This window comes from Pseudoalteromonas sp. Z9A4 (genome assembly GCF_011378845.1).
GTDB classification, from domain to species: domain Bacteria; phylum Pseudomonadota; class Gammaproteobacteria; order Enterobacterales; family Alteromonadaceae; genus Pseudoalteromonas; species Pseudoalteromonas arctica.
In genome coordinates, this window is sequence record NZ_WTLA01000038.1 from 1 (window position 1) to 15,225 (window position 15,225).

10 protein-coding genes and 1 tRNA gene are annotated in these 15,225 nt (G+C 40.9%); 10 read left to right on the forward strand and 1 reads right to left on the reverse strand.

Annotated elements, in window-relative coordinates; all coding sequences use genetic code 11:
- Nucleotides 1–11 precede the first annotated feature (11 nt).
- The 10 genes from GQR54_RS18200 (at nucleotide 12) to GQR54_RS18245 (ending at nucleotide 11,506) form a co-directional block, all read left to right on the forward strand.
- A tRNA-Asn gene (locus GQR54_RS18200) sits at nucleotides 12–88 on the forward strand.
- 147 nt (nucleotides 89–235) lie between these two features.
- Nucleotides 236–2,179: a GGDEF domain-containing protein gene (locus GQR54_RS18205; RefSeq protein ID WP_166379455.1), complete on the forward strand. Its 1,944-nt coding sequence runs from the start codon at nucleotides 236–238 to the stop codon at nucleotides 2,177–2,179.
- 213 nt (nucleotides 2,180–2,392) lie between these two features.
- Nucleotides 2,393–2,974 carry an electron transport complex subunit RsxA gene (gene rsxA / locus GQR54_RS18210; RefSeq protein WP_008172491.1) on the forward strand — a complete coding sequence of 194 codons (582 nt, stop codon included), beginning with the start codon at nucleotides 2,393–2,395 and terminating at the stop codon, nucleotides 2,972–2,974.
- A 1-nt stretch (nucleotide 2,975) separates the two neighbouring features.
- A complete protein-coding gene (gene rsxB / locus GQR54_RS18215; RefSeq protein WP_007585357.1) occupies nucleotides 2,976–3,530 on the forward strand; it encodes an electron transport complex subunit RsxB in 555 nt (184 codons plus the stop codon).
- Nucleotides 3,531–3,538: 8 nt separating this feature from the next.
- Complete coding sequence (gene rsxC, locus GQR54_RS18220; protein WP_166379457.1) at nucleotides 3,539–6,121, forward strand: electron transport complex subunit RsxC; 2,583 nt, start codon at nucleotides 3,539–3,541, stop codon at nucleotides 6,119–6,121.
- Entirely contained in the window at nucleotides 6,118–7,176 is a 1,059-nt protein-coding gene (rsxD, locus tag GQR54_RS18225; protein ID WP_002962268.1) for an electron transport complex subunit RsxD, read from the forward strand. The genes rsxC and rsxD overlap by 4 nt, the downstream gene beginning before the upstream one ends.
- Nucleotides 7,173–7,814 (forward strand): electron transport complex subunit RsxG, encoded by a 642-nt coding sequence (gene rsxG / locus GQR54_RS18230; protein WP_166379459.1) that lies wholly within the window; start codon nucleotides 7,173–7,175, stop codon nucleotides 7,812–7,814. The genes rsxD and rsxG overlap by 4 nt, the downstream gene beginning before the upstream one ends.
- Nucleotides 7,811–8,509, forward strand: a complete 699-nt coding sequence (locus GQR54_RS18235; RefSeq protein ID WP_002962263.1) for an electron transport complex subunit E — start codon at nucleotides 7,811–7,813, stop codon at nucleotides 8,507–8,509. Before rsxG ends, GQR54_RS18235 begins: the two co-directional genes overlap by 4 nt.
- A gap of 49 nt (nucleotides 8,510–8,558) precedes the next feature.
- Entirely contained in the window at nucleotides 8,559–9,191 is a 633-nt protein-coding gene (gene nth, locus GQR54_RS18240; RefSeq protein ID WP_166379461.1) for an endonuclease III, read from the forward strand.
- A 404-nt stretch (nucleotides 9,192–9,595) separates the two neighbouring features.
- Nucleotides 9,596–11,506, forward strand: coding sequence for an aminotransferase class V-fold PLP-dependent enzyme (locus tag GQR54_RS18245; protein ID WP_166379463.1), 1,911 nt, complete (start codon nucleotides 9,596–9,598; stop codon nucleotides 11,504–11,506).
- A gap of 320 nt (nucleotides 11,507–11,826) precedes the next feature.
- On the opposite strand, the gene GQR54_RS18250 is transcribed toward GQR54_RS18245, so the two are convergent.
- The gene (locus GQR54_RS18250; protein WP_166379465.1) at nucleotides 11,827–14,859 is read right to left on the reverse strand and encodes a TonB-dependent receptor; all 3,033 of its coding nucleotides are present in this window, start codon (nucleotides 14,857–14,859) and stop codon (nucleotides 11,827–11,829) included.
- Nucleotides 14,860–15,225: the final 366 nt, after the last annotated feature.

Consider the following 15,225-nt stretch of genomic DNA (forward strand, 5'->3'; position numbering starts at 1 on the left):
TATGATGTAGTTCCCCCTTAGCTCAGTTGGTTAGAGCGACGGACTGTTAATCCGCAGGTCCCCCGTTCGAGTCGGGGAGGGGGAGCCAATTCTAAGAATTCCATAGACATCTCATACTAATTCCACTACCCTTTCGTATATAACTAAAGCATTAGATTTTTATTTAATGCGTTGTACTTAGTTTATTAATCAAGGACTTCATTCCTTCCCTTTTGAATTATAAAAGACCGAAATAATGGCTGGATTTAAAAAACTTATTTTTATACAAATAATATCATGGTTATTGTGTGTTGCAGCAGGAAGCTACCTCATATCTATAAGCTTTGATACTGCGGTAAGCGATGCTCAAAAAAATGCACAAGCTACTGTTACTAAATATGTTAATGACCTTTCTTTAAACGAAATCTCTGCTCAAAACTTAAAACAATCAATTGCAGATGGTAAAACGTTTTCAAGCTTTACTCTAAGAGATTACCAAGGTGCTGAGGTATTTAGCATTAACCCCCCTACTCAATTACCAATGTTTGCTGACTTTGTACTATCGAGTTTTAACTCAGCACGCCCTCAGTTTGCAGTAAACAGCGCTAGAGATATAAAAGTCGAATTTGTGCTTAATATTGAACATTTAGCTACGCAACTCCAAACATCTCTTTTTATTGTTATTTTTATTTCTGCCATTTTAGTTATTATTCCAATAATTTTAATGAAATCTATTTTTTACCATTTAAATAAAAATATAAGCACAACGGTTGCTGACATTATCGATATTTATATCAATCAAAACCATGTTGATAATGATTTAGAAACAGTATTAGATGGCACTCGATTGAAAAAAATGGGGAAAGATTTAGTACCTAGCTTTAATCGTTTATCTCACTTTTTGAAAAACAAAAACGAAGATTTACAAAACGCAGCAATGAGTATTAAACATGAAGCGTACAAAGATGTAATTACTTCACTTGGTAATCGTAATATGTTTGTTGAGTATTACGAAAAACACGTTGAAAACAGTCAGCAAAGCACATTTGGTTCTTTAGCTATGGTTCGTTGTAGCGAGTTACAAGCTATAAACCAAAGCCGTGGTTATCAAAAAGGTGACGAATATATAAAAGGTGTTGCCGATATTATTAAACATATATGTGGCACTTACACTAACAGTCAAGTATTTCGGTTGAACAGTTCTGACTTTGCTGTGGTACTACCCCATATCCCTTTAAAAGAAGCAGAACGCTTTGGTGAAAACTTACAATCACGTTTTACCCAGTATCAGCAAAATCAAGAGCTAAGCTCAGTGGCTAATACGGGTATTGTAGGTTACGAAAAAGGTAAGCCTTTAGGTGAACTGCTTTCTGTTGTTGATAATGCGATGAGCATGGCGCAATCAAAACAAGTAAACGCTTGGCACGTACAACGCGAGACCGATTTAGCTAATAATATGAGCGCTGGTTTTGGTAATCAAAACTGGCGTAAGGTCATTAGCGAGGTAATTGAAGCTAAGCGTGTACACTTGGTAGTGCAAAACATTATGCCACTTGGTAAAAGTATAAAAGCCTACGCTGAAATACAGGTTCGATTTAAAACAGAAGACAATCAAGTGCTGCCTACAGCTTCCTTTCTAGCGATGGCCGAAAAGCTTGGTATGGCAATAGAAATTGATCGCCTGATAATCGACTCTTCTCTAGAAAAAATTAAAAGCCGTAACTTGTCTGAAAAGTTTTTTGGCTTAAACGTAACTGCCTCAAGCGCGCACAATGACCAGTTTGTTATTTGGTTAGAACGTCGATTATTAAAAGATACGCATATTGCATCTAAACTAGTATTTGAAGTAAGCGAATTTGGCTTACAACAAAATATTAAAGCCAGTAAGCGCTTTATTGATATGGTGCACCGCGTAGGTGCCCGCGTAACAGTTGAACGTTTTGGTGTTGGTTTAACCTCATTTAAGTTTTTCCGCGATTTAAAACCTGATTTTATTAAAATGGATGCAAGTTACACTCGCGGCCTAGAAGACGATAAAAACAATCAGTACTTTATGCGCTTAATGGTCGATTTAGCCCACCGCATCGGTGTTAGCGTATTTGCTGAAGGTGTTGAGAGCCAAGAAGAAAAACACATTATAGAAACGTTGTGTTTAGATGGCGTTCAAGGTTATTACATAGAAAAACCTAAAGACATTTAACTAGTTTTCAATTAATACAAAAAAGAGCATTCGTTGCTCTTTTTTTTGTTTCTGCTATTTGACTAATTCCTTACATCAAAATCACATTAATTTTACAGCCTTGTGATCAATATGTTTGTCCTTGCGTTTATTTAACTGATAACGACTCGCAAATGTTGTTTATCGGGGCAGAAAAAAGGATAATACGCAGGACTTTAATAGCGTGAGGCACACATGACAGAATATGTCTTGTTATTGATCGGAACAGTTCTGGTTAATAACTTTGTATTAGTACAATTTTTAGGCTTATGTCCGTTTATGGGCGTATCAGGTAAGCTTGATACGGCGATTGGTATGTCTTTGGCAACCACGTTTGTGCTTACCCTTGCCTCTGTAACTAGCTATTTAGTTAATCAGTATATTTTAATCCCTCTGGATATCGCCTTTTTACGCACCATGAGCTTTATTTTAGTGATTGCCGTTGTAGTGCAATTTACCGAAATGGTTGTGCGTAAAACAAGCCCTACTCTATATCGTTTATTAGGCATATTTTTACCGCTGATCACCACTAACTGTGCGGTATTAGGCGTGGCTTTATTAAATATCAAAGAAGATCATTCGTTTTTACAATCTGCGGTGTATGGTTTTGGTGCTGCGGTTGGGTTTTCTTTAGTGCTTGTATTGTTTGCAGCACTACGAGAACGTTTAGCAGCTGCTGACGTTCCTACGCCTTTTAAAGGCGCCTCTATTGCAATGATCACTGCAGGCTTAATGTCGATGGCGTTTATGGGTTTTACTGGATTAGTGAAGTTTTAATATGACCTTGTTTTATGCCTTGATAGCGATTGGTTCGCTAGCACTCATTTTTGGACTTATTTTAGGGTTTGCAGCAATTCGCTTTCGCGTTGAAGGTAACCCTATTGTTGAGCAAATTGATACTATTTTGCCGCAAACTCAATGCGGACAGTGTGGCTACCCGGGTTGTCGCCCTTACGCCGAAGCCATAGCCAATGGCGATGAAATAAATAAATGCCCACCGGGCGGCGAATCAACCATGAAAAAGCTTGCCGGCTTAATGGGTGTTGATGAAAAACCACTTGCCGGTGGCGAGCAAGCAGAACCTATAAAAACAGTGGCTTATATTCGCGAAGATGAATGTATTGGCTGTACCAAATGTATTCAAGCCTGCCCGGTTGACGCCATTTTGGGCGCAACTCGTCAAATGCACACTGTGTTAATTGATGAATGTACTGGCTGTGATTTATGTGTTGAGCCTTGCCCTGTAGATTGCATTGATATGCTACCTGTAGCCGAAACTAAACAAAACTGGAAATGGCAGCTAGATGCTATTCCTGTTACACAAATAGATTAGAGGTTTGAGTGGACAAGTTACTTGAACAAATAAAAAAAGGCACCGTGTGGGCATTTCCTGGCGGCATACACCCACCACAACAAAAATCACTCTCTAATAGTGCGAGTATCACTCGCCTACCTTTGCCCGACAAACTCATTGTTGCGCTTAAGCAACACATAGGCGCAAACGGTAAGTTACTGGTAGAAAAAGGCCAACACGTCTTAAAAGGCCAACCACTTACAGCGCCTGCTGCTAACTGGTCGGTACCTGTGCATGCGCCAAGCTCTGGCGTGGTTACTGATATTGCACCTATGCCATCAGCACATCCATCGGCCCTACCTGAACTAAGTGTTATTATTGAACCAGACGGCAAAGACGAATGGGTAGATCTAAATAAAAATAAAAGCCCTGCTGAGCTTAGTCATGACGAGCTTATAAATATTATTCACCAAGCCGGTATTAGCGGTATGGGTGGTGCTGGTTTTCCTACTTATGTAAAAGCAGATACCAAGCAACCTATCGAATTTTTGATTGTAAATGCTGTTGAGTGCGAACCTTATATTACTGCCGATGACGTTTTAATGCGCGAACACGCTAAAGAAGTTATCCAAGGCATTGAAATAATGCAGCAACTTTTAAACCCAACACTGTGCATTGTGGGTATAGAAGATAACAAGCCTGAAGCTATTGCAGCAATGAAGCAAGCAGCTGAGCATAACTCAAAAATTATTATTCAAACGGTGCCAACTATTTATCCATCTGGCGGTGAAAAGCAATTAATTAAATTACTTACTAACCGTGAAGTTCCTAGCATTGGTATTCCAGCCGATATTGGTATTTTAGTGCATAACACCGGGACTTTGTTTGCCGTACAACAAGCCGTTTATGAAGGTAAACCACTCATTGAACGTATAGTTACGGTAACAGGTAACACTATTCATAAGCCTGGGAATGTATGGGCACTACTTGGCACTGAAATAAAGCATTTACTTGATTGCCAAGGTTTCTCGCCTGTACCGCAGCAAAGTGTTGTGATGGGCGGCCCAATGATGGGCTTTACGCTACCCACAGTACGTATTGGCATAGTTAAAACAACTAACTGTATTTTAGCGCCTGATCATAAAGAGCTAGCGGAGCCCGGCCCTGAAAAAGCCTGTATACGTTGTAGTGCTTGTGCTGATGCTTGCCCTGCTTCTTTATTACCACAGCAATTGCAGTGGTTTGCTAAATCAAAAGAGTACGACAAGCTACAAGAGCATAATTTATTTGACTGTATTGAGTGTGGTGCTTGTGCATATGTGTGCCCAAGCGAAATCCCTCTTGTACAGTACTACCGTATAGCCAAAGTTGAAATTAAAGAACAACAAGCTGACAAAATTAAAGCCGACAGAGCAAAAGAGCGTTTTGATGCACGAAAAGAGCGTTTAGATCGCGAGCAAGAAGAACGTCAAAACCGCCACAAACGTAAACCTGCCGCTAAATCTGCTGACGAAAAGCAAAAAGTAGCAGAGGCACTAGCCCGCGTTAAAAATAAATCAGATAACGGCGATGAAAAATCAGCTGTTGCAGCCGCTATTGCACGCGCTAAAGCTAAAAAGCTAGGCGATCAATCTGCTGAATTAGAACCTGACAACAGCGAAGTAGCAAAAGAGCGCGCACTACGTAAAGAACAAGCGCGTAAATATAAAGAGCAAAAATCTCAAACAGATGAATCGGCCGATACTGTACCCGTTGATGATAAAAAATCAGCAGTCGCTGCAGCCATTGCCCGCGCTAAAGCTAAAAAAGCAGCACAAGCATTAGATAACGCTGAACAAACAGTAAGTGAAGAGCCACAAAACGATGCCCCTGTTGATGATAAAAAATCAGCGGTAGCTGCGGCCATTGCTCGTGCTAAAGCCAAAAAGGCAGCACAAGCATTAGATAACGCTGAGCAAACCGTGAGTGAAGAGCCACAAAGCGATGCCCCTGTTGATGACAAAAAAGCAGCGGTAGCGGCGGCCATTGCTCGTGCAAAAGCTAAAAAAGCGGCTAAAGCATTAGATGGCGCTGAGCAAACCGTGAGTGAAGAGCCACAAACTGATGCCCCTGTTGATGACAAAAAAGCAGCCGTAGCGGCGGCCATTGCTCGCGCAAAAGCCAAAAAAGCGGCTAAAGCATTAGAAGACGCTGAGCAGTCCGTGAGTGAAGAGCCACAAACTGATGCCCCTGTTGATGACAAAAAAGCAGCAGTAACGGCGGCCATTGCTCGTGCAAAAGCCAAAAAAGCAGCTAAAGCATTAGAAGAAACCGAGCAAACCGTGAGTGAAGAGCCACAAAGCGCGGCATCCGTTGATGATAAAAAAGTAGCGGTAGCTGCGGCCATAGCTCGTGCTAAAGCTAAAAAAGCGGCTAAAGCACTAGAAGATACCGAACAAACTCAGCCCCAAGAGCTACAAGTTGATAGCGCAGCACCTAAGAGTGCAGAAAGTAACACCGATGACTCATCAGTTCTTATTAACGCAGATAAACCTAAATCAGCCGACGATAAGAAAAAAGCCGCCGTGGCTGCTGCAATTGCGAGAGCAAAAGCTAAAAAGTTACAAAAAGAAGGAAATAATCAGTCATGAAATTAACCATGGCCAGTTCGCCGCATAATCACAGCCATAAATCGTTAACGCGATTAATGCTTAGCGTTATTGCTGCGTGTATTCCTGGGCTAATTGCTCAAGTTTTCTTTTTTGGAACCGGTGTACTTATTCAACTGGTGCTCGCGCTTGTTGCTGTAAGCGTATTTGAAGCTGCAATAATGCTAATACGAAAGCGCCCTGTTTGGCCTGCATTAAGTGATGGCAGTGCGTGGCTTACTGCCGTGTTATTGGCACTGAGTATTCCACCACTTGCCCCTTGGTGGATAATCGTTATTGGCTGTTTATTTTCTATTGTTATAGTTAAACAGCTTTATGGCGGCCTTGGGTTTAACTTATTCAATCCAGCAATGGCGGCTTATGTACTGCTTTTAGTTTCGTTTCCGGTACAAATGACCGCATGGTTGCCTGTTACCGATTTAATAAATACGCCAATAGGCTTTGCTGATCAGCTAAGGCTAATATTCACCGATTTTACGGCCTCTGGGTTTAGCCTTGATCAAGTACGTGCAGGGGTTGATGGCCTAACAATGGCAACACCGCTGGATACTGTTAAAACAGACATAGCACACGGTTTAACCGTTACCGAAAGCATGCAAAAGCCATTATTTAACGAATGGGCTGGCCTTGGCTGGGTGTGGGTTAACTTAGGCTTTTTGGTGGGTGGTTTATACTTATTAAAAGCAAAAATAATTAACTGGCATATTCCTGTAAGTTTTATCGCAAGTTTAGCTGTATGTAGTGCTATTGGTTATATCGCATCACCTGGTACAGAGCCGGGCACCCTATTTCACTTATTAAGTGGTGCCACTATGATGGGGGCCTTTTTTATAGCAACCGATCCGGTATCTGCAGCAACAACTAACAAAGGGCGCTTAATTTATGGCGCGCTAATTGGCTTACTAATTTATTTAATTCGTACCTTTGGTGGTTTTCCTGATGCCATCGCATTTAGCGTATTATTGATTAATATTGCAGTGCCGCTAATCGACTACTACACACAGCCACGTACTTATGGCCATGGAGCAGTAAAATGATCATTTCGTCAATGGCTAAAAATGGTGCTATTTTAACTGCGTTTGCTTTAGCAACAACGGGCTTAGTTGCCTCTATCAACGCGCTTACTGCCGATAAAATTGCAGAGCAAGAACAACTGCAACTTACTGCGCAGCTACAAGAAGTGCTCGACCCAAAATCGTACGACAATCAATTATCACAAGATTGCGTAATTATTACTGACGAAAAACTAGGCCCACACGCAAACCAAGTAATTTACCGTGCTCGTAAAAACAATAAACCAGTCGCTGTTGTTATTAGGCATGTTACGCCAAACGGCTACAGTGGCGATATTAACTTATTAACAGCTGTATTGAGCGACGGCACTATTGCTGGCGTGCGTACGACTAAACACGAAGAAACCCCTGGTTTAGGCGACAAAGTAGAAGTTAAAAAATCACTTTGGATCACAACATTTAAAAGCTTAACGGTTGAAGGCGAAGAAGACGCTCGCTGGGCTGTAAAAAAAGATGGCGGCCAGTTTGATCAATTTACAGGCGCGACCATAACGCCACGTGCTGTTGTGGGCTCTGTAAAAAATGCCGTATTGTTCGCACAAACTAATTTTGATGATATTTTTGCAGCACCTAATGCCGAATGTTTGGAGGTAGCTAAATGAGTGAGTTAAAAACATTATACAAAGAAGGTGTGTGGGTAAATAACCCTGCCCTTGTACAGCTTTTAGGTTTATGTCCACTGCTTGCCGTTACCTCAACTGTAACAAATGCCTTAGGTTTAGGCTTAGCAACTTTACTCGTACTAATAGGATCAAATGTTACCGTATCAATTGTGCGTAACTGGGTGCCAAAAGATATTCGTATACCTGTATTTGTAATGATCATCGCGGGCTTTGTAACAATAGTTCAATTACTTATGAACGCTTATACCTTTGGTTTATATCAATCATTAGGAATTTTTATTCCGTTGATTGTAACTAACTGCGCCATTATTGGCCGCGCCGAAGCTTACGCCTCTAAAAACCCTGTTCATTTATCAGCATTTGACGGCTTAATGATGGGTTTAGGCTTTATGGCTGTACTGTTAGTATTAGGTACTATGCGCGAACTAATCGGCCAAGGTACGCTGTTTGACGGTGCCGACTTATTACTTGGCCCATGGGCACAGAGCTTGCGCATAGAAGTATTTAATTTTGATAATCAATTTTTACTGGCAATTTTACCACCGGGTGCCTTTTTAGGGCTTGGGCTACTTATTGCTGCAAAAAACGTAATTGACGCACAAATAAAATCAAAACAAGTTGCACCGCCAGAGGCTGAAAAAGGTCCTCGAGCACGTGTTACTAGCTTAACTTAAGGGGAAAACGTATTAGAGCAACAATTAGCACTAATACGTTTTAAGTTGCATGAATAAAGAAAAACGTCACCAAATACTGTCGCGCCTGCGCGAAGATAATCCGCACCCAGTTACAGAGCTTGAATATTCAAGCCCGTTTGAGTTGCTAGTAGCAGTAACTCTTTCAGCGCAAGCAACCGATGTAGGTGTGAATAAAGCCACTCGAAAGTTGTTCCCTGTTGCTAATACACCCCAAGCCATTTTAGATATTGGGCACGACACACTGCGTGATTATATAAAAACCATTGGCTTATTTAATTCTAAAGCTGCCAACGTGTACAAAATGTGCCAAATTTTGGTGGATGAACATAACAGCATCGTGCCAGAAAATCGTGAAGCGTTAGAGGCTCTACCAGGCGTTGGCCGTAAAACAGCTAATGTTGTACTCAATACCGCCTTTGGCTGGCCTGTAATAGCCGTAGATACACATATATTTCGTGTATCTAACCGTACCAAGCTTGCCATGGGTAAAGATGTTGTCGCTGTAGAACAAAAGCTTGAAAAGATTGTACCAAAAGAATTTAAAGTAGACGTTCACCATTGGCTAATACTACACGGGCGCTACACCTGCGTAGCACGTAAACCAAAGTGTGGCAGCTGTATTATTGAAGACTTATGTGAGTTTAAAGAAAAAACTGAATAGCCCCAAAAGCGCGGTAAGTAGTCGCGAGTTTACCTCGCGCAATGAAGCACAAGCCTCAAAACCCCAAAAAGCGCGGCATAAAGCCCCGCCTACAAATATAACACTCCCCTGTAGTCGCGAGTTTACCTCGCGCAATAAAGCACAAGCCTCAAAACCCCAAAAAGCGCGGCATAAAGCCCCGCCTACAAATATAACACCCCCTGTAGTCGCGAGTTTACCTCGCGCAACAAAGCACAAACCCCAAAAGCCGCGCCTATCAATCCATCTAGATAAAACATTTTATACGTGAGGGCATGTTAGTGAAATTGCACAATTATTAAAACATTATCAAAGTATTAATTTCACAAGTCTCACTCCTTTGGTTATGCTAGTGAGCATTATAAAATTTTATTGCGAAACCCTCTATGCTACCTCTACTTCGTATCTTGATAATTGAGCAAGACCCAGCCACTTTACAAGGGCTTTCAACTAATCTGTCAAAGACCATTCCTAACTTTGAGCGAGACGATATTCATATCGATATTATTGAATGCCTCGAGCTTAAACACGCGTTGGAACATGTAGAGGAAGATGGTGATATTCAAGCCGTGGTTCTAAGCTGGGATATGCACAACAAAGTGGGTGAGCGGATGTATAGTCGCTTTATCGAGGATTTAAAGGCAATTCGTCTTGAGTTACCGGTTTATGTTATCGGCGACGACACCAAAGGGCTGGAAATCGTTAACGAATCAGAAGAAATCGAATCCTTCTTTTTTAAAGATGAAGTAATTTCTGACCCAGAAGCGATTTTAGGTTATATGATCAACGATTTTGACGATCGCTCTGAAACACCATTTTGGACCGCGTATCGTCGTTACGTCGGTGAAGCAAACGACTCTTGGCACACACCGGGTCATAGCGGTGGCTCCAGCTTTAGAAACTCACCTTACATCAAAGATTTTTATCAGTTTTACGGCCGCAATGTATTTGTTGGCGACCTGTCGGTTTCGGTAGACTCGCTAGGTTCATTGTCAGACAGCACCAATACCATTGGTCGCGCTCAAGAATCAGCTGCGGCGACATTTGAAGTTAAGCACACCTATTTTGTTACAAATGGTTCATCTACCTCAAATAAAATCATCTTGCAGACACTCCTGCGCAAGGGAGATAAAGTAATTGTCGACCGTAATTGCCATAAGTCAGTACACTATGGCATCTTGCAATCAGCTAGTTACCCCATTTATTTGGCGAGTATCTTAAATCCAAAATATGGCATTTTCGCGCCACCGTCGTTGGCCGACATCAAATTAGCAATTGAAAACAATACTGATGCTAAATTACTAGTGCTTACCGGTTGTACTTACGATGGCCTGCTTAGCGACCTAAAACAAGTCGTAGATTATGCTCATCAATATGGTATTAAAGTGTTTATAGATGAAGCCTGGTTTGCATACTCTTTGTTTCATCCTAGCTTTCGTCATTATTCTGCAATACATGCTGGGGCTGACTACATTACGCATTCGGCGCATAAAGTAGTATCGGCGTTTTCTCAAGCGTCTTATATTCATATTAACGACCCCGATTTTGATGCCGATTTCTTTCGAGAGATTTATAGTATCTACGCTAGTACATCGCCTAAATATCAGCTTATTGCATCGCTTGACGTGTGCCAAAAGCAATTAGAGATGGAAGGCTACAAGTTGCTCAATGCGCTGCTAAATCATGTTGAGGAGTTTAAACAACAGATGGCCTCGCTTAAGCAAATTAAAGTATTAGCTAAGCAAGACTTTATGGAAATATTCCCGCATTTTAGTGGTGATAATATGGGTCACGATCCATTAAAGATCCTTATTGATATTAGTGAGCTACCTTACTCATTAAAAGATATTCATAAATACTTACTGGATGAAATTGGGCTAGAGATAGAAAAATACACACACAGCACCATTTTAGTTTTACTCACGCTTGGCGGCACGCGCTCAAAAATAATTCGTTTGTACAATGCGTTGAAAAAGCTAGACAGCGGTAAGGTAAAACTATCGAAATCGACGCGCAGAGCTCGCTTGCCTGAAAATTTACCAGCCATCGACTTGGCGTGTATTCCAAGCGATGCTTTTTATGGCGACCGCGAATCTGTGCCTATTAGCAAAAGTAACAATCGCATTTGTGCCGGTTTAGTTACTCCATATCCACCGGGCATTCCGCTTTTAGTACCGGGCCAGCATATTACTAATGATCATATCGAATATTTGCAAGAGTTGGCAAGCCAAGGGCTAACAATTCAAGGCAGTTTCGATGGTGAAATTTATGTTCTTAAGGGAAAAGTTAAAAAATAAAGGTATTGGTTTAATACTATCGCGAGCATTATTACTGGCGGTAGTATCGTAAGATATTGCCGCTGTAACATTGAAGGTTTGTGTGAGTTTGAAGCTCAAACGGGCTAGATTTTTTGTTTGCTTTGGGCTGTGAGTTCAGCCACTCGACAACATAAAATGTTGATGATAATTGGCAAGGTATTTTACTGTGTCGGATGGCGCTTCGCTTATCCGTCCTACACTGGCACATACCAGTCTACATAACTAATCTAACTTGAATTATAAACATGAAAAAAGGCGGTAAAACCGCCTTTTTAATGTTTATAATATTTTAACTATTATTACAGCTTGTAGCTTAAGCCTAAGAATAAGCGTGGGCCGTAGTCATTCACTTCACCTAGGTTACCTTCAACAAAGAAATCTTGTGATTTAGGTGCGCTGAACAAGTTAATTGCTTCTGCTTTAACTCTGAAGTGCTCATCAATTTTGTATGATGCGCGCATTTCCCATACGCCTACGCCATCAACATAACGAAGTCGAGTACCATTTGTAGTATACGGTTGAAAATACTCACTACGATATTTGTAAATAACAGCAGTATCAAATCCACCAATTTGGTAGTAGAGCTGGCTGCTAAATACATGCTTAGAGAAACCAGGCACTGAGGCCGACTCAATAATACCATCAGTTAATTGTGTAGTATTACCATCTACGTCAGTCTCAAACGTATCGCCGTATAAGCTATCTTGGAACTCAAAATCAGTGTCTGCATAGTTGTAACCAAATTTCATACCGATGCCGTTATCCCAGCGGTAAGAAAATGAAGCTTCAAGACCTAGTATTTCACTGTCTTCATCTGATGTAACAGAGTTAGTAATTGGTAATGAAACAGTTTCACCGGCAACAGTAAAATCTTCAATTACTGTTTGTTGTTGAAAACCACCGTTGAACTGTTTGTAGTATAAGCTTAACGCTAAGATTGAATCTTCGTTAGGGTACCATTCAAACGCAGCATCGTAGTTCCACGACATAAGCGGTTGAGTGTCTGGATTACCAGAACCATTTACACCCACTAATAAATCGCTGATTGATGTTGCTGTACCTTCTGTATCTTCTTGGAATGTACGGCTGTAACCTAAATCAGATGGATCTGCGCGTGACATACCACGGTATATACTTGCACGGAATAAAATATCTTCACTGTAGTCAATAACTAGGTTAAAACTTGGTAAATACTTCGTGTAGTCACCACCGCTTTTTATTTTATCCAATGAACCATTATCAGATTCAACCAGAGAAAGTACACCGGTGTCGCTTGTTACTACGTCAAAGCTATTTCTAAAGCCAATCGAAGTTACTTCTGTGTCTACAATACGAAGACCAAAGTTACCGCGAATGAATTTACCAAACATTTCAGTATCGTAATTCGCCATTAAGTACACTGATGTTGTTTTTTCTGTTACATCAATTGTACCTGCATTTTCATATTCAACTTCTGGGTAAGCAAACACACCATCAGCGTTAGAACCAGCTACAGCTTGTGAGAAACATACGTTGTCGTATGTAGCCCATGATGAACCTGTACCGCTATCTACAACGTTACCGTCACTATCGACATTTGTTACAATATCCCCATCAGATACGCTTGATAAAAAGCCTGATTCCGGAAAGTCAATTTGACAACCTTGTAATACGTCAAGTGCTTCAGTGCCTGAGTCTAGCGTGTATTCATTTCGTGAACCATTACCTTGGCTACCACCATACTGTAGAAAGGTCATTTCAGATGTTCTAATACCACCTTGAATACTGGTGAAAACATTACCATCTAGAATATAGTCAAAATCTAAGCGCGCTGAAATAACTTCGTTTTCACGAACATTTTCACGGTCAAGTCGTGTTCTTAAGCTATCTGTAAAGTTTGAAATATCTGTTACGTCAAAATCTGTTAATGTGAAATGAGGGATTTCATCACCCATATCCCAAGAAAAGAAATTTCGGTCTGATGTTCTACCACGGTTAGATATTTGAAGTTCTTCGCGTTCTGTTTTTGAGTACGCTAAATCTAAATCAACAGTTAATCTATCAGTAACTGTATGTTCTATATTTATGCCATAACCTTGATAGTTTTCTTCACGAGAGAATTGCTCACCCGCTGATTCAATACGCTCTTCACCTTCCCAATGTAATATACCGCCTACATCGTTAGTTACAAGTGTTGGACCGGTTACACCTGGTGTAGCACGTTTTTGTAAAAAGATTAAATCGTGGCGTGCTTCTTGTTGTGTTCTATCTGAAATTTGTGCATCAATGTTGACATCCCAATCAGCTGACGGCTGGTACTGCAGTGCAAAAAACATTGCATCACGCTCATCTGATGTCTCGTTTTGGCGGTAACTACGGCTACTGCCAGTCCAAGCATAAGGAGTACCATCACTTACTGCTTTACCCGTTTCAGGATCAATTTCTGTATCGTAACCTTGGTTGCTACTACCACTAACTTGATCTTCACAGTCGCCTGCGCTGCTACGATAAAAACCTTCGTTGGTATTATTAGGATCGTTTAAACACGCCCATAGTGAAGAACCAGATGGGCTAGAGCTTCTGTATTCAGCTTCTGGTTGACTAATTTCTTGGCGCTGTACACCAAACGACACACCAACGGCTTGGCCATTATCAAATTCAAACTGATCAACATAACTAAACGTGCCACGGTAACCCGCGTCACTTTGAAGCGAGTTATCTACGTTACCTTCGTCTGGGTTGTAATTTAATTTAACTTCAGCTGATACGCGTTGTTTGCCAAAATCAAGTGGAGTTATAGTTTCAAGTGCAATAACACCTGCAACGCCACCTTCAATCATTGACGCATCTTGCGTTTTATAAATTGCTACTTTTTTTACAAGTTCAGAAGGGAACTGTGAAAAGTTAACTGAGCGGTCACCACTACCATTGGTCGCTTCACGGCCATTGATGTGAGTTGCACTTAAAAATGGCCCAAGACCACGAATAGTAATTTCTGTTGCGCCACCATTTTCACGGTGAGATGCAGCACCTGTAATTGATTCAAGTGCTTCACCGATAGAAAGTGCTGGTAAATCACCAATGTCTTCTGATGATAAGCCATCAACAACGGTTGTTGACTCGCGCTTGATCGCTATTTGATCTTGTATAGTTCTACGGGTACCTGTAACGCTAATTATTTCAACGTCATCTTCAACCTCTGTCGCTTTTCCCTGATCTTCCTGTGCGCTTGCTGTGAATACGCAAGAACTTGTCATGCCTGCGATGACCGCTGTTCTTACCCATTTTGCAACTGGACGCATTGCAAACTGCCCTGTTGTAGAGTTATTACTATCTAGTGACTTCAACGACATTTGAATTCTCCGCTGGTTGTTGTTGTGTGATTTTAGTGTGTTAGCTTGTTATGCTGATGTTTATTTTATGTGACCTTTGACATTAATATACTTAAACGCAGCACGATGATCAACCAATTTGAGATTTAAATGTTACCAACAGGTATACCAATTGCCACTTAACGGCTTTACCATGATGTAAGATAGGTTTAAAGCGAAGAATACTAATAATTAAGAACAAGGAATGATTAGTAAAATTAAATCAAATAAAACTAAGTACTCGGAGCTAATAACACCCAAGTTTGAAGGATTGATTAATGCTGTTACTTAATAGGTTTTTAAGAAATTAGGTTCTGATACCGATTGAGTGAGGGAAGTGGATATTAG